Origin of the sequence: Vibrio sp. Isolate23, from assembly GCF_022398095.1 — a bacterium.
GTDB lineage: Bacteria > Pseudomonadota > Gammaproteobacteria > Enterobacterales > Vibrionaceae > Vibrio > Vibrio coralliilyticus_A.
Genome location: NZ_JAKEUV010000006.1, coordinates 240,107 through 255,087 on the forward strand (window position 1 = coordinate 240,107; position 14,981 = coordinate 255,087).

The 14,981-nt window shown below is 45.1% G+C and carries 18 protein-coding genes; 16 read left to right on the forward strand and 2 right to left on the reverse strand.

Features of this window, described 5'->3' with window-relative positions; translation table 11 throughout:
• The first annotated feature begins 4 nt into the window (after positions 1-4).
• The 7 genes from mutL to L1D31_RS15960 all read left to right on the forward strand — a co-directional run bounded on the left by mutL (position 5) and on the right by L1D31_RS15960 (position 7,178).
• Positions 5-1,975: a DNA mismatch repair endonuclease MutL gene (gene mutL / locus L1D31_RS15930; RefSeq protein ID WP_239838067.1), complete on the forward strand. Its 1,971-nt coding sequence runs from the start codon at positions 5-7 to the stop codon at positions 1,973-1,975.
• A complete protein-coding gene (gene miaA / locus L1D31_RS15935) occupies positions 1,972-2,919 on the forward strand; it encodes a tRNA (adenosine(37)-N6)-dimethylallyltransferase MiaA (RefSeq protein WP_239838068.1) in 948 nt (315 codons plus the stop codon). The genes mutL and miaA overlap by 4 nt, the downstream gene beginning before the upstream one ends.
• Before the next feature lie 188 nt (positions 2,920-3,107).
• Positions 3,108-3,374 (forward strand): RNA chaperone Hfq, encoded by a 267-nt coding sequence (gene hfq, locus L1D31_RS15940; RefSeq protein ID WP_006957051.1) that lies wholly within the window; start codon positions 3,108-3,110, stop codon positions 3,372-3,374.
• A 44-nt stretch (positions 3,375-3,418) separates the two neighbouring features.
• Positions 3,419-4,708, forward strand: a complete 1,290-nt coding sequence (gene hflX, locus L1D31_RS15945; RefSeq protein WP_239838069.1) for a ribosome rescue GTPase HflX — start codon at positions 3,419-3,421, stop codon at positions 4,706-4,708.
• A gap of 45 nt (positions 4,709-4,753) precedes the next feature.
• Positions 4,754-5,947 carry an FtsH protease activity modulator HflK gene (gene hflK / locus L1D31_RS15950; RefSeq protein ID WP_239838070.1) on the forward strand — a complete coding sequence of 398 codons (1,194 nt, stop codon included), beginning with the start codon at positions 4,754-4,756 and terminating at the stop codon, positions 5,945-5,947.
• Between the two features lie 2 nt (positions 5,948-5,949).
• On the forward strand, positions 5,950-6,930 hold the full coding sequence (gene hflC, locus L1D31_RS15955; RefSeq protein WP_239838071.1) for a protease modulator HflC: 981 nt from the start codon (positions 5,950-5,952) through the stop codon (positions 6,928-6,930).
• Between the two features lie 62 nt (positions 6,931-6,992).
• Positions 6,993-7,178: a DUF2065 domain-containing protein gene (locus L1D31_RS15960; protein ID WP_239838084.1), complete on the forward strand. Its 186-nt coding sequence runs from the start codon at positions 6,993-6,995 to the stop codon at positions 7,176-7,178.
• Here L1D31_RS15960 and L1D31_RS15965 read toward each other — a convergent pair.
• Both L1D31_RS15965 and L1D31_RS15970 read right to left on the reverse strand, forming a co-directional pair.
• Positions 7,175-7,402, reverse strand: a complete 228-nt coding sequence (locus L1D31_RS15965; RefSeq protein WP_239838072.1) for a SlyX family protein — start codon at positions 7,400-7,402, stop codon at positions 7,175-7,177. The genes L1D31_RS15960 and L1D31_RS15965 overlap by 4 nt on opposite strands.
• 2 nt (positions 7,403-7,404) lie before the next feature.
• A complete protein-coding gene (locus tag L1D31_RS15970) occupies positions 7,405-8,385 on the reverse strand; it encodes a hypothetical protein (protein WP_239838073.1) in 981 nt (326 codons plus the stop codon).
• A gap of 138 nt (positions 8,386-8,523) precedes the next feature.
• Here L1D31_RS15970 and fkpA point away from each other — a divergent pair, with 138 nt between their 5' ends.
• From fkpA to L1D31_RS16015, 9 genes are all read left to right on the forward strand, one after another.
• Positions 8,524-9,318, forward strand: a complete 795-nt coding sequence (fkpA, locus tag L1D31_RS15975) for an FKBP-type peptidyl-prolyl cis-trans isomerase (protein ID WP_239838074.1) — start codon at positions 8,524-8,526, stop codon at positions 9,316-9,318.
• Positions 9,319-9,501: 183 nt separating this feature from the next.
• Positions 9,502-10,224, forward strand: a complete 723-nt coding sequence (locus tag L1D31_RS15980) for a transcriptional regulator (RefSeq protein WP_019275011.1) — start codon at positions 9,502-9,504, stop codon at positions 10,222-10,224.
• The gene (gene tusD, locus L1D31_RS15985; protein WP_239838075.1) at positions 10,221-10,616 is read left to right on the forward strand and encodes a sulfurtransferase complex subunit TusD; all 396 of its coding nucleotides are present in this window, start codon (positions 10,221-10,223) and stop codon (positions 10,614-10,616) included. The genes L1D31_RS15980 and tusD overlap by 4 nt, the downstream gene beginning before the upstream one ends.
• On the forward strand, positions 10,613-10,969 hold the full coding sequence (gene tusC, locus L1D31_RS15990) for a sulfurtransferase complex subunit TusC (RefSeq protein WP_239838076.1): 357 nt from the start codon (positions 10,613-10,615) through the stop codon (positions 10,967-10,969). The genes tusD and tusC overlap by 4 nt, the downstream gene beginning before the upstream one ends.
• 7 nt (positions 10,970-10,976) lie before the next feature.
• The gene (tusB, locus tag L1D31_RS15995; RefSeq protein WP_239838077.1) at positions 10,977-11,252 is read left to right on the forward strand and encodes a sulfurtransferase complex subunit TusB; all 276 of its coding nucleotides are present in this window, start codon (positions 10,977-10,979) and stop codon (positions 11,250-11,252) included.
• Between the two features lie 188 nt (positions 11,253-11,440).
• A complete protein-coding gene (gene rpsL, locus L1D31_RS16000; protein ID WP_004399892.1) occupies positions 11,441-11,815 on the forward strand; it encodes a 30S ribosomal protein S12 in 375 nt (124 codons plus the stop codon).
• A 97-nt stretch (positions 11,816-11,912) separates the two neighbouring features.
• Positions 11,913-12,383 carry a 30S ribosomal protein S7 gene (gene rpsG, locus L1D31_RS16005; protein WP_006957063.1) on the forward strand — a complete coding sequence of 157 codons (471 nt, stop codon included), beginning with the start codon at positions 11,913-11,915 and terminating at the stop codon, positions 12,381-12,383.
• A gap of 156 nt (positions 12,384-12,539) precedes the next feature.
• Positions 12,540-14,639: an elongation factor G gene (fusA, locus tag L1D31_RS16010; protein ID WP_006957064.1), complete on the forward strand. Its 2,100-nt coding sequence runs from the start codon at positions 12,540-12,542 to the stop codon at positions 14,637-14,639.
• 154 nt (positions 14,640-14,793) lie between these two features.
• On the forward strand, positions 14,794-14,981 hold a 188-nt coding region (locus L1D31_RS16015; protein WP_239838078.1), incomplete at its 3' end, for a GTP-binding protein.

A 14,981-nucleotide genomic window follows, 5' to 3' on the forward strand; every position in this document is an offset into this window, starting at 1 on the left:
TGGTATGACGATTAAGATTCTTCCAGCGCGGCTGGCTAACCAAATTGCGGCAGGGGAAGTGGTTGAGAGGCCGGCTTCTGTGGTCAAAGAGCTGGTTGAAAATAGTTTAGACTCTGGCGCGACCCGAATTGATGTTGATATCGAAAAAGGTGGTGCTAAGCTCATTCGTGTGCGTGATAACGGTAAAGGGATCATTAAAGATGAACTTGGACTAGCACTGAGTCGTCACGCCACATCAAAGATCCACACTTTGGACGATCTGGAAGCGATCATGAGCCTAGGCTTTCGCGGTGAAGCACTGGCCAGTATTAGTTCAGTTTCTCGTCTTACTCTGACTTCGCGTCCAGCGACACAAGATCAAGCTTGGTCTGCTTACAGTGAAGGCCGTGAGATGGCGGTCAAGTTGCAACCCACAGCACACCCTATTGGCACCTCTGTTGAAGTCTTGGATTTGTTTTTTAATACGCCGGCACGACGTAAATTTCTTCGCACGGAAAAGACTGAATTCACTCATATCGATGAGCTGCTAAAGCGAATTGCCTTGAGTCGGTTTGATGTCACGATCAATTTGCGACACAACGGCAAGGTGATTAAACAGTACCGAGCGGCGAAGACTCAGCTCCAAGAAGAAAAACGCATTGCAGCTGTGTGTGGTAACCCGTTCGTGCGTAATATGTTGAAAATCGAACTCGAACATCAGGGGCTAAAGTTACATGGCTGGATCACAACACCGGAAGGTGCTCGTCAACAAAGTGATCTGCAGTATTGCTATGTGAATGGGCGTATGATGCGTGATAAATTGATCAATCACGCAATTCGTCAAAGTTATGAAAGCAGTCTACGGCCAGATCAGTTTGCGACTTATGTGTTATTTATTGAAATCGACCCACACCAAGTGGATGTCAATGTTCACCCGGCAAAACACGAGGTTCGTTTTCATCAAGCTCGCTTGGTTCACGATTTTATTTATCAGGCACTCAGTGACGCTCTAGTACAAAGTGCCCACATTGATAAACCTGAAATCAATGCATCCGCTTTCCACACAGAAAAGGATACGCAAACACAGGCAGAAAGTTCAGCACCTGCTGACTCTGTCAGCCATGATGTGCCTGAGGCTGTCTATCAAGCAATAGAGAAAGTACCGGCTTATCCTGGGCAGCAAGACTATCAAGAAAAACGTCAGGCTCAACAGGTGAGAGAATCGATTCCAAGAGGTGACTGGGTTGAATCACGCTCGTCCTCTAAGCCTAAGGTTGCATCCGAAGAAAGATACGGAGAACCTGCGCCAAGCAAGCAGGAAGTCAAAGCATATAAGGAGTTATTAACAACTCCTCATCTCCCTCAAACCAGTCCATGCATCGAATTGGATGCGGAGGTTGATCGTTCATGTTTAACATCCGATCAGGCTTCTCAATCCATTGACGCGCTGGGCAAAGCGATTTGTGTGACTCAAGGACAATATGTGCTGATGGGAGATAAACAGGGGGCGAGATTAGTTTCACTGGCGAAAGCGGAATGGTTGCGTATTAAAGGGCAGTTATCGACCACTGGCGGTGGACTAAAAAGCCAGCCGCTGTTGGTCCCTTTGTCATTGAAGCTCAGCACAGTACAGATTGATGCCGCTCAGATTCACCAAGAAGCATTACTCCAGTTTGGTATAGAGCTGAAAAGTCGTCATGCATCTGCGTTGATGGTGATGGGGGTACCTCAACCACTTCGTCAGCAAAACTTGCAACAATTGATACCAGATCTGTTATCTTACGCCGCTTTGACGTCAGAGAGTGGGCAGAGATTGCAGCTCTCTGATTGGCTAACGAACCACGTCACACAGGTAAAAAACGACTACACTTTGTCGGAGGCGATACAAGTCATCGCTGAGATAGAGCAGTTGTGGCAAGGTAACCTCCCTTTGGATGACCGCAGCTTTGTGTATCCTGTTGATTTTTCTGCAACGATTGCAGCGATGAAGTTATGAAGAATGAACTACCTTTGGCTCTTTTTTTAATGGGGCCAACCGCCTCTGGCAAAACCGACCTAGCTATCCGCTTGCGGAGAAAATATCCAGTAGAGATTATTTCTGTTGATTCTGCTTTGATTTACAAAGGGATGGATATAGGCACCGCGAAGCCAGATGGACAAGAGCAAGCACAGGCTCCACATCGACTGATTGATATTCTTGATCCAAGTGAAGCTTACTCAGCAGCCGATTTTCGTCGTGATGCATTAAATGAAATGCATCACATTGTTGAGCAAGGAAAAATTCCATTGCTGGTAGGGGGCACTATGCTCTACTACAAAGCACTACTGGAAGGTTTATCACCTCTTCCGGCTGCAAACTCTGAAATACGCCAGCAAATTGAGCAGGAGGCATTGACTCATGGCTGGGACGTACTGCACGATCAACTGAAAGAGATCGATCCTGTTTCCGCTGAACGAATCCACCGAAATGATCCTCAAAGATTGTCTAGGGCATTGGAAGTTTATCGAATTTCAGGTAAAACTCTTACTGAACTAACTCAAACGAAAGGTGAAAGCCTGCCGTTTAGAGTGAAACAGTTCGCGATAGCTCCCAAGGAAAGGGCAGAACTCCACCGCCGAATTGAGTTGAGATTCGACAAAATGATAGAAGCAGGGTTTGAACAGGAGATGCGAGGGCTGTACGCCCGAGACGATCTTCACACTGATCTTCCTTCTATTCGTTGTGTCGGTTATCGGCAAATGTGGGACTATTTGGATGGGAATTGCACACTTGAAGATGCCATTTTTAAAGGTATCTGTGCGACCCGCCAGTTGGCCAAGCGACAAATCACCTGGTTGCGCAGCTGGGATGATTTAACTTGGTTAGATAGCGAAAACATAGAACAGGCTCTAGAAACCGTATCAAATGCCATAGCGTCTGAAGGTTTTAGCCGTGTATAATGTGATCGCTTTTGCGTGAATGTGCTCTGTAAAGGATCTGTTACTTGAAATTTGCTAGCAAAGCCGTCATAACAGGTAACGACAGGGTGTTTTTTATTCGTTTAGCTCAGATGCAAAGGCGCACCTAGTTTTTTCAGTGCACCACTAGCTAAATAACTAGAACAAAATTACAAAATAAGGAAAATAAAATGGCTAAGGGGCAATCTCTTCAAGACCCATTCTTAAATGCATTACGTCGTGAACGTATCCCAGTATCAATCTACCTAGTAAATGGAATTAAACTTCAAGGTCAGATTGAATCTTTCGATCAATTTGTGATCTTGCTGAAAAATACAGTAAATCAGATGGTATATAAACATGCTATCTCGACAGTTGTTCCTGCTCGTCCAGTTAGCCACCACAGCGGTGAGCGTCCTCAGGGCGGCGAGCGTCAGCAAGAGAAATCAGAAGATTAATTCTCTGAAAAAGAAAATTAGTATTATTTTAAGGAGTTGATTGCTTGTTTGACCGTTATGAAGCCGGTGAGCGAGCCGTACTTGTTCATATCAACTTCACGCAAGAAGGGGAGTGGGAAGATCTCAGTGAATTTGAAATGCTGGTATCTTCGGCTGGAGTCTCATCGTTACAAGTTGTAACCGGCAGTCGCCAGTCACCACACCCTAAATACTATGTCGGAGAGGGTAAAGCTCAGGAAATTGCCCAAGCGGTGCAACTTGCTGGCGCTGATATAGTGATATTCAATCACGCCCTCTCTCCTGCCCAAGAACGTAACCTAGAATCGTTGTGTAAATGTCGAGTCCTTGATCGCACCGGTCTTATCTTAGATATTTTTGCCCAACGCGCCCGAACACATGAAGGTAAATTACAAGTTGAGCTTGCTCAACTTCGTCATATTTCTACTCGACTTATTCGTGGTTGGACGCACCTTGAACGACAAAAAGGTGGTATTGGTTTACGTGGTCCAGGTGAAACTCAGCTAGAAACTGACCGACGTTTATTGCGTGATCGTATAAAGGCTATTTTGCGACGCTTGGAAAAGGTGGCAAAACAGCGTGAACAAGGTCGCCGAGCCAGAAATCGAGCGGAAATCCCAACGATTTCTCTGGTTGGTTATACCAACGCGGGTAAATCCACCATGTTTAACCGCATTACTGAAGCGGGCGTATATGCAGCTGACCAGCTGTTTGCCACTTTGGATCCAACGTTGAGAAAGATTGAGCTTGCGGATGTGGGGACAGCCATTTTAGCTGACACGGTTGGGTTCATCCGACATTTACCCCATGATCTGGTTGCTGCTTTCAAAGCAACCCTGCAAGAAACGCAGGAAGCTGACATTTTGTTACATGTTGTCGATGCCAGTGATGAGCGTTTTCGTGAGAATATTCAGGCTGTTCATGAAGTGCTTGAAGAGATTGATGCCCATGAGGTGTCGGCTCTTCTAGTGATGAACAAAATTGACAATCTCGAAGATCAGAAACCTCGCATTGAAAGGGACGAAGAAGGTATTCCTCGTGCCGTTTGGGTTTCGGCAATGGAAGGCATTGGTATTGAACTGCTATTTGAAGCCCTGACTGAGCGTTTAGCCAGTCAAATGGTTCAGTATCAATTGCGAATTCCGCCACAACATCAGGGGCGTATTCGTAGTACATTCTTCCAAATGAAATGTATTCAACGAGAAGAGTATGATCAGGATGGTAACTTGTTGATTGATGTTCGCATGCAGCAAGTGGATTGGTCTAGACTTGAAAAAAGAGAAGGGGCAGTTTTACGTGACTTTATAGTTACTTAAATGACTGCTACAGTATAACGTCATATCAAATGATGGAGCTTTCTAATGGCGTGGAATGAGCCTGGTAATAACAACGGCAACAATGGCCGCGATAACGACCCTTGGGGGAGTAATAATCGTGGTAACAAAGGTGGCCGTGATCAAGGACCGCCAGACTTAGACGAAGTATTTAATAAACTGAGTCAGAAACTGGGTGGAAAGTTTGGTGGTGGAAAAGGAGGCAAAGGATCTTCTATCGGCGGTGGCGGCGGTGCACTAGGTTTTGGTGTCATTGCAGTAATCGCGATAGCAATCTGGTTCTTCGCTGGCTTTTACACCATCGGTGAAGCTGAGCGTGGTGTCGTTCTACGACTGGGTAAATACGATCGCATCGTCGATCCTGGTCTGAACTGGCGTCCTCGCTTCATTGATGAAGTAACCCCTGTTAACGTACAGGCAATCCGCTCGCTACGTTCATCTGGTCTTATGTTGACGAAAGATGAAAATGTTGTGACCGTTGCTATGGATGTTCAGTACCGTGTTGCTGACCCGTATAAATACCTATTCCGCGTGACCAACGCTGATGACAGCTTACGCCAAGCGACAGATTCTGCGCTACGTGCTGTAATTGGTGACTCTTTGATGGACAGCATTTTGACCAGTGGTCGTTTGTCGATTCGTCAAAACACGCAGACAACACTCGAAGATATTGTCGCTAGCTATGATATGGGTATCGAAGTGGTCGCAGTTAACTTTGAAGATGCTCGTCCACCGGAAGAGGTTAAAGCTGCTTTCGATGATGCCACGGCATCTCGAGAAGACGCACAGCGATTTAAGCGTGAAGCGGAAGCATATCAAAACGATATTATCCCTAAAGCTAAAGGCCGTGCAGAGCGACTGCTAAAAGAAGCGCAGGGTTATAGTGAGCGAGTCACGAATGCCGCCTTAGGTGAAGTTGCTCAGTTCGAAAAACTGCTACCAGAGTATCAAGCAGCTCCTGAGGTTACCCGTAATCGTCTGTACTTAGATACTATGGAGCAAGTCTACTCCAATACTTCTAAAGTCCTGATTGACTCAGAGTCGAGTGGTAACCTTCTATACTTGCCGATCGATAAACTGGCTGGTCAAGAAGGTAAAGCACAAACTAATCGTAAATCGAAATCTTCTTCGTATGATCAAATCGAACTTGAGCCTCAACGCACAGAGACAACCTCAGATTCACAATCTCGTTCAACGGGTTCACGTCAAGGGAGATATTAAGAATGCGTAAGTTAATGATCCCTGTACTAGTCGTCGCACTGGTTTTGATGCTGATGTCGCTATTTGTCATCCCTGAAGGTGAGCGCGGTATCGTCATTCGCTTCGGTCGTGTGTTGAAAGACAACAATGAGATTGCACGAATTTATGAACCGGGCTTACATTTCAAGATGCCATTGTTTGATCGTGTAAGAACATTAGATGCACGTATCCAAACTATGGATGGCCGTTCGGATCGTTTCGTTACGTCCGAGAAAAAAGACGTAATCATTGATTCCTACGTGAAATGGCGTATCGAAGACTTCGGTCAGTATTATCTTGCCACCGGTGGCGGTAATTCATCAACGGCACAAGCTCTTTTGAGTCGTAAAGTGACCGATGTACTTCGTTCTGAAATTGGTTCGCGTGAAATTAAGCAGATTGTTTCAGGCCCGCGCAATGATGATGTCTTACCGGATAGCGCTGATAGTGAAGTTGTAACGACTAAAGCAGCAAAAGAGGCCTTAGAAGTTGATGGTGAGCGCGATATCATTATGAAAAATGTACTTAATGATACGCGTAAAGATGCCATGGAAGATTTAGGTATTCATGTCTTCGACTTCCGCATGAAGAAAATTAACCTTCCGGACAGCATTAGTAAGTCAATATACGATCGTATGAGAGCTGAACGTGAGTCGGTTGCAAGGCAATTCCGTTCTCAAGGTCGTGAGCAAGCTGAAATTATTCGCGCTCAAGCTGAACTTGAAGTGGCGACCATTTTGGCTGAAGCAGACAAAACAGCTCGTGTGACACGAGGTGCAGCGGATGCAGAAGCTGCGAAGGTTTATTCTGAAGCGTACAACAAAGCTCCTGAGTTTTACAGTTTCCTACGTTCACTAAAAGCGTACGAGGAATCATTCAGTGAGAAGAGTGATATTTTGGTGTTAGATCCTAAGAGTGAGTTCTTCCAGTACATGAACAACTCAGCAGGCGCTCCAGCAAAATAAGCTCAAATTTATAAATAGCAAAGGCTCCTTCACGGAGCCTTTATTTTTTCGAGGGAATCATGATGTCAAACTCACTTTGGATGGCGCTTGGTCTGGTGTTAATTGTTGAAGGAATCGGGCCTTTAATTGCCCCGAATGGTTGGCGAAACATGGTTGCGAAATTGAGTGAACAGCCGAACAATCAATTGAGGCGTATTGGTGGGTGTCTAGTGGTTGCAGGCGCTGTTATTGCTTACGTGTTCAGTTAGTAATGAGGTGGTGGAGTTTCTTCGGATGGATCGGCCATATTTGAAGTGTCCATATTCTTGACTTTACCCACTACGTACTTCATCTGATCTTGCATTTTTGTGATCAGCAACTGTTGTTGGCTCAATGCATCGTTAAGTGAATCAATGGTTTGCTCTTGAAACGCCAATTGGCACTCCATGTCATTGATACGGTTTTCTAGTTCTGCTACACGCTTTTCGGTCATGATTAGTCGTCCACATTCCAAGCTTGGGCTATTCCTGCGGATGTGCCCGATATTACTCGATTCTGGTTGTCAAAGGCTGCATCATACACCACTGCGCGTGGAGGGCGAGTATCTTTTAACGGCTCAGCTTCAAATCCATCGACACGTTTGCCTGTATTGGTTTCCCAGACCATAATTCGGCTTGAAGGTGTTCCTGTCACTAAGTATTGGCCATCATCTGAAAAGCGGGCTGTAGAAAAGATCAATTGACGCGAAAAGCTTCGCAGCTGCGATAATTTCTCCCCAGTACGTAGGTTCCAAATAATTGCTTGGTTTCCACCATCGGACGTAAAGGCATAAAGACCATCTCTTTGTAAGGCAACGCGATTAATTCGTTGCTCGTGTTCGAAGCTTTTGAGAATCTGACCTGTACGGGTATCCCATAAGTAGGCGGTGTAATCATTGCCACCAGATAACGCAAAACGACCATTGGGTGAAAGTGCCACGGAATTGACTTTTTCATTGTGGGCAAGGAACTCTAGTCGTCTTCCGGTGACTAAGTTGACGTAAATGGCTTTGCCATTCGATAAACCAAGCAGTACTTGTTCGCCGTTACTAGCAATATCAACGTCACGAATCAGTCCGTCAGATATCGACCATAGCCCTTGAGCTTGGGTCCAAGCCAAATCCCAAACAGCAAAGTTTATTTGTGTTGCGGTGACGGCAAATCGGCCATTATCTGAGATACGGATTCGAGAAACGGTACTCGCTTGAGGATCTTGTTCACCTAATGAGGCAAGCTGCTGGCTTTCATAGAGATCCCACAGTACTAGTTGATGCTCTTTGGAGTACAATAGGGCGAAGCGGGCATCTCGGCTTAAGGCGAAGCTAGTTGTTCCTAGGGGCTCTATAACCCAACGTTGATCATCTTGCGTGGAGAAAAAGCAACCATTTAACGTTGTGATGACAAACGTAAGTAATAGAGTATGAAAAATAGTTCGCATTAAATACAAAGATCCGCTTTAGTTAACGTTTAATTAAAACGCATATTGGTTATAGTGGTACAACATGCTTATAAGCACCAGTCGAAATTAAAGATTTGTGCGCAAAGACAAATGGTTAGCCATTAATTGGAGAATTCAATGAAATCTATTTTTAAGGTGTCACTGCTTGCAGCAACAGTAATGTTGGCGGTTGGCTGTCAGAAAGAAGAAGAAGTTAAAACAGAGGCTGCACCAGCAGCTGAACAAGTGCAAGCAGAAGCCGGTAAAACGGTTCACTTTAAAACCGACGATGAAAAAGCGGCTTACGCAATTGGCGTATCATTCGCAAACTATCTAAACACTAGTCTAGATAAGCCAAACGAGATTGGTATCAATCTAGATAAAGACCTTGTATTGAAAGGCATTGAACATGTGTTTGCGGGTAGCCCTGAGCTAAATGAAGAAGAAACACGCGCAGCACTTGAATCGCTAGACAAGCGTGTTGCTGAAACAATGCAAAAGCAAGCTGTAGAAAAAGCAGCTGAAGCGAAGAAAGCAGGCGATGACTTCCGTGCTGACTTTGAAAAGCAAGAAGGCGTGAAGAAGACAGAATCTGGCCTACTGTATCAAGTCATGACTCCTGCCGAAGGTGACCAGCCTAAAGATACTGATACTGTACAAGTCCATTATAAAGGCACTTTAATCGACGGTACTCAGTTTGATAGTTCATACGACCGTGGTGAACCTGCGACTTTCCCACTGAACCGTGTTATTTCAGGTTGGACGGAAGGTGTGCAGCTGATGCCTGTTGGCTCTAAATTCAAATTCGTTATTCCGCCAGAGCTAGCATATGGTGAGCAAGACACGCCAAGTATTCCTGCTAACTCGACACTGGTCTTCGAAGTTGAATTACTGAAAATCGATAACGGTGAAGGTGAGCAAGCGGTTCAATAAGCCACTTCCCTCTGAAATAAACCCAAAGGTCTGATGAAAATCAGGCCTTTTTTCATTTTTTGGCGCTGTATCGCGTGAATAGTTTGTTCTAAATCACTAGATAGTGGCATTGCTAGATGTTCAATTCAAAATTTCTGATAAACTTACACCAATTTGTTGATTTTTCGCTCGAAGGCTTAAAAAGTGACAACTACAGACACAGTTAACACGGATATGTTGCTCGAAATGGAATCTGTCAATGTGATGCCATTTAGCGAGCACGATAAAATTATTCTCAGATCGTATGAAGCCGTGGTGGACGGTATCGCCAGTCTTATCGGCCCTTTTTGTGAAATCGTTCTACATTCTTTGGAAGATCTCAATACGTCAGCCATTAAAATTGCCAATGGTGAAAATACGGGTCGTCAGGTTGGCTCACCCATCACTGATCTAGCGTTGAAAATGCTGCGAGATATCGAAGGCTCTGAGCGTAATTTCTCCCGATCATATTTTACTCGTGCGAAAGGTGGCGTGTTGATGAAGTCGATTACGGTTGCGATCCGTAATGGTGAGAACCGAGTGATCGGCCTGCTATGTATCAACGTTAATCTTGATGCGCCTTTTTCTCAGGTACTGCAATCGTTCATGCCAACAGAAGAAGCTAAGCAAGCGGCATCGTCAGTGAATTTTGCCAGCGATGTCGAAGAACTGGTGGATCAGACGGTTGAACGAACAATTGAAGAGATCAATGCGGATAAGTCAGTATCAAACAATACCAAAAATCGTCAGATTGTGATGGAGCTGTACGACAAAGGAATTTTTGATATTAAAGACGCAATAAACCGTGTCGCAGATCGTTTAAATATCTCTAAGCACACCGTCTATCTTTATATTCGTCAGCGTAAAACTGAGGATGACGAAAGTTGAGTGCATTGAGCTATACCTTAGTCGTCAATGGGCCGGTATATGGTAGTCAGTCGGCTAGAACGGCTTATCTATTTGCACACAGTCTGATTACTAAAGGGCATCAATTGGTCAGTGTGTTCTTTTACCAAGATGGCGTGACCAATGGCACAGCACTCAGCGTCCCTGCTAATGATGAGTTTGATTTGGTGAAGGCGTGGCAAGCTCTAGCTACAGAGCATAATGTGCGGTTAGAAACGTGTGTGGCGGCAGCGCTGCGCCGTGGGATTGTCAGTCAGGATGAATCCAATCAGCACAACTTAATCCAAAGTAATTTGGCCGATGGCTTCCATCAAGCGGGCTTAGGTAGTTTGGCGGAAGCCATGTTGACACAAGATAGGGTTGTACAGTTTTGAGTCAGCTAACCTACTTATTTCGTAGCGCTCCGCATGGAAGTGCATCTGGACGTGAAGGTGTTGATGCTTTATTAGCCGCATCCACATATTGTGAAGATATTAGCGTACTGTTTATAGGGGATGGTGTTTATCAGTTGATTGCCGGTCAGCAAACCAGTGACATCCTGAGTAAAGATTATTCACCTATGTTGAAGCTGTTCGATCTTTACGATATAGAGCAAGTGTATGTATGCGCGCAATCTCTGGCTGAGCGTGGTCTGGCGCAAGCGGATTTGATTATTGATGCTCAATTGCTCGACGACGATGAGCTCAAAACGCAGATACATAGTGCGAGAAAAATACTTTCATTCTAGAGGTCTTATGTTACACATCGTCAAATCCGTAGCGGCTGTAGAAGAGGTGAGAAAAGTATCTAAAGAGAGTGACACCTTACTGTTTATTGAAAATGCCGTTTATGCACTCAACCCTCAACACAGGTCATACCCCATGGTAAAAGGCTTCAATATCGCAGCACTTCGCAGTGATTTAGAAGCGCGTGGTATCCTTAATCGCGTCAGCCCTTCAGTTGAGGTTATCGACTATGATGGGTTTGTTGATCTTACTGTGACACAGGAAACTTCTCTGACTTGGGATTAGCCTTATCCTCTTTTCAATCGGTGTGGAAGAACATTTACGGTATGAAGGTTTGAGTTGAACAAAAAAGATCCGTATATTTCTTGACACACCTCTCACTGCTGCATAGAATTTTGCGTCCCTAATTGCCATTGGTGATTAGGGATAGATTTTTCACAAAGCTTACTTTCAAGTAAATCAGGAGCTAGTTAATGGCAACTATTAACCAGTTGGTACGTAAGCCTCGTGCAAAGCAGGTTGTTAAAAGCAACGTGCCTGCACTAGAAGCGTGTCCACAAAAACGTGGTGTATGTACTCGTGTTTACACTACTACACCTAAAAAACCTAACTCAGCACTTCGTAAAGTATGTCGTGTTCGTCTAACGAACGGCTTCGAAGTGACTTCGTACATCGGTGGTGAAGGTCACAACCTTCAAGAGCACTCAGTTGTTCTAATCCGTGGCGGTCGTGTTAAAGACCTTCCGGGTGTACGTTACCACACAGTTCGCGGTGCACTAGACTGTGCTGGCGTTAACGACCGTAAACAAGGTCGTTCTAAGTACGGTGTGAAGCGTCCAAAATCTTAATGGTATCCGTTAAGTAAGGCCAAACACTAAATTAAATTTAATTTTTGAAGAAACTGAAAAGTTTTGGATAACCTGAAGAAGACAACGGAGAAAATCCATGCCACGTCGTCGCGTCATCGGTCAGCGTAAGATCCTTCCAGATCCAAAGTTCAAATCTGAACTGCTGGCAAAATTCGTTAACATCCTTATGGTTGACGGTAAAAAATCTACTGCAGAGAAAATTGTTTACACTGCACTAGATGCAATGGCTGAGAAATCTGGTAAAGATCACTTAGCTGTATTTGAAGAAGCTCTTGAAAATGTTCGCCCTGCGGTAGAGGTTAAATCTCGTCGCGTGGGTGGTTCAACTTACCAAGTACCTGTAGAAGTACGTCCGGTTCGCCGTAACGCACTTGCTATGCGTTGGGTAGTTGAAGCTGCGCGTAAGCGTGGTGAAAAATCTATGGCTCAACGCCTAGCTGCTGAAATGCTAGATGCGTCTGAGAACAAAGGTACTGCTGTTAAGAAACGTGAAGACGTTCACCGTATGGCAGAAGCGAACAAAGCATTCGCTCATTACCGCTGGTAATACCTTTCAGTGCCGCGAGAACCCTCGCGGCGCAACTCTAGTTCCTATGCGCAAGCTTAGGAACTATTGCTATATCTAGGGCACGTGAAAATTGCCATGAGCAGGCTAAAATGCAACTAGAAATAGCAATAGTCCCTAATTCAAGAGGATTCAATCGTGGCTCGTAAAACACCTATTGAGCGTTACCGCAATATTGGTATCGTCGCTCACGTAGACGCAGGTAAAACAACCACAAGTGAACGCATTCTTTTCTACACTGGTCTTTCTCATAAAATCGGTGAGGTTCACGACGGTGCTGCTACCATGGACTGGATGGAACAAGAGCAAGAGCGTGGTATCACGATCACCTCTGCGGCTACGACCACTTTCTGGCGTGGTATGGAAGCTCAATTCCAGGACCACCGCATCAACATTATCGATACTCCTGGACACGTAGATTTCACTATCGAAGTAGAGCGTTCACTACGCGTACTTGATGGTGCAGTTGTAGTGTTCTGTGGTTCATCGGGTGTTGAACCTCAATCTGAAACTGTATGGCGTCAAGCTGACAAATACCACGTTCCTCGCATGGTATTTGTGAACAAGATGGACCGTGCAGGTGCTGACTTCCTACGCGTTGTTGATCAAATCAAAAACCGTCTTGGTGCGAACCCTGTCCCTATCCAACTTAATGTTGGTGCGGAAGAAGACTTCAAGGGTGTGATTGACCTAATCAAGATGAAGATGATCAACTGGAGTGAAGCTGACCAAGGTACAACTTTCACTTACGAAGATATTCCAGCGGACATGCTTGAGCTTGCTGAAGAGTGGCACAACAACCTAGTTGAGTCAGCGGCAGAAGCTAGCGAAGAGCTAATGGATAAGTATCTTGAAGAAGGCGAACTAACGGAAGCTGAAATCAAGCAAGCATTACGTACTCGTACACTAAACAATGAAATCGTACTGGCCACTTGTGGTAGTGCGTTTAAGAACAAAGGTGTTCAAGCAGTACTCGATGCAGTAGTCGAATTTTTACCATCGCCAATTGACGTTCCAGCGATCAAAGGTGTTGATGACAACGACAATGAAGTTGAGCGTCATGCAGACGACAACGAACCGTTCTCAGCACTCGCATTCAAAATCGCGACAGACCCGTTTGTAGGTACGTTAACCTTTATGCGTGTTTACTCTGGTGTGGTTAACTCTGGCGATGCTGTTTACAACTCTGTTAAACAGAAGAAAGAACGCTTTGGTCGCATCGTACAGATGCACTCAAACAAGCGTGATGAAATTAAAGAAGTTCGTGCAGGTGATATTGCAGCGGCAATCGGCCTGAAAGACGTAACTACAGGTGACACACTATGTGACCAGAACCACAAGGTGATTCTGGAACGTATGGAGTTCCCTGACCCAGTTATTCAGATCGCGGTAGAGCCTCGCTCTGTTGCCGATCAAGAAAAGATGGCTATTGCACTAGGTAAACTAGCCGCAGAAGACCCGTCTTTCCGCGTCGAAACGGATGACGAAACAGGTCAGACACTGATCTCTGGTATGGGTGAACTTCACCTAGATATCATCGTTGACCGCATGAAACGTGAATTCAGCGTTGACTGTAATGTTGGTAAACCTCAGGTTGCTTACCGAGAGACGATTCGTGGTAACGCGGAAGTTGAAGGTAAATTTGTACGTCAATCTGGTGGTCGTGGTCAGTATGGTCACGTATGGATCAAACTGGAGCCATCTGAACCTGGTGAAGGTTTTGTCTTTGTTGACGAAATTGTGGGTGGTGTTGTTCCTAAGGAATACATCAGTTCGGTAGCGAAAGGTATCGAAGAGCAAATGAACAGTGGTGTTCTAGCGGGTTACCCGGTTCTAGACATTAAAGCAACACTGTTTGATGGTTCTTACCACGATGTTGACTCTAACGAGATGGCGTTTAAGATCGCTGGCTCGATGGCATTCAAGAAGGGTTCATTAGAAGCACAGCCTGTACTTCTTGAGCCAATGATGAATGTTGAAGTAACTACGCCTGAAGATTGGATGGGTGACGTTGTTGGTGATCTAAACCGCCGTCGCGGCATGATCGAAGGTATGGACGATGGTGTGGCTGGTATTAAGATCATCCGCGCTCAAGTGCCACTATCTGAGATGTTTGGTTACGCAACTGATCTACGTTCTGCAACTCAAGGCCGTGCGTCTTATTCTATGGAGTTTAACGAGTACGCTGAAGTACCGAAAAACTTTGCAGATAAAATCATTGCAGACCGTGGTTACTAATAAATCGTATTAACCTTTAAAAATAGCAAGACTTTTTTAAAGATCAATACGTCCAAATATTGCGCTGACGGACGTTGGCGCATAAAATAGCAAATTCTGGCGCGTCGTGATCAATAATGTTCGCGGCGAATCATAACTAGGAAGGAACACGATCGTGTCTAAAGAAAAATTTGAACGTACTAAACCGCACGTTAACGTTGGTACTATCGGCCACGTTGACCACGGTAAAACAACTCTAACTGCTGCAATCTGTACAACTCTATCTAAAGTGTACGGCGGTGAAGCGAAAGACTTCGCATCAATCGATAACGCTCCAGAAGAGCGTGAGCGCGGTATCACAAT

Excerpts from the sequence above, each read along its gene's own strand:
- mutL (WP_239838067.1), top strand. The coding sequence starts at position 5 with ATGACGATTAAGATTCTTCCAGCGCGGCTGGCTAACCAAATTGCGGCA.
- miaA (WP_239838068.1), top strand. The coding sequence starts at position 1,972 with ATGAAGAATGAACTACCTTTGGCTCTTTTTTTAATGGGGCCAACCGCC.
- hfq (WP_006957051.1), top strand. The coding sequence starts at position 3,108 with ATGGCTAAGGGGCAATCTCTTCAAGACCCATTCTTAAATGCATTACGT.
- hflK (WP_239838070.1), top strand. The coding sequence starts at position 4,754 with ATGGCGTGGAATGAGCCTGGTAATAACAACGGCAACAATGGCCGCGAT.
- hflC (WP_239838071.1), top strand. The coding sequence starts at position 5,950 with ATGCGTAAGTTAATGATCCCTGTACTAGTCGTCGCACTGGTTTTGATG.
- L1D31_RS15960 (WP_239838084.1), top strand. The coding sequence starts at position 6,993 with ATGTCAAACTCACTTTGGATGGCGCTTGGTCTGGTGTTAATTGTTGAA.
- L1D31_RS15965 (WP_239838072.1), bottom strand. The coding sequence starts at position 7,402 with ATGACCGAAAAGCGTGTAGCAGAACTAGAAAACCGTATCAATGACATG.
- L1D31_RS15970 (WP_239838073.1), bottom strand. The coding sequence starts at position 8,385 with ATGCGAACTATTTTTCATACTCTATTACTTACGTTTGTCATCACAACG.
- fkpA (WP_239838074.1), top strand. The coding sequence starts at position 8,524 with ATGAAATCTATTTTTAAGGTGTCACTGCTTGCAGCAACAGTAATGTTG.
- tusB (WP_239838077.1), top strand. The coding sequence starts at position 10,977 with ATGTTACACATCGTCAAATCCGTAGCGGCTGTAGAAGAGGTGAGAAAA.
- rpsL (WP_004399892.1), top strand. The coding sequence starts at position 11,441 with ATGGCAACTATTAACCAGTTGGTACGTAAGCCTCGTGCAAAGCAGGTT.
- rpsG (WP_006957063.1), top strand. The coding sequence starts at position 11,913 with ATGCCACGTCGTCGCGTCATCGGTCAGCGTAAGATCCTTCCAGATCCA.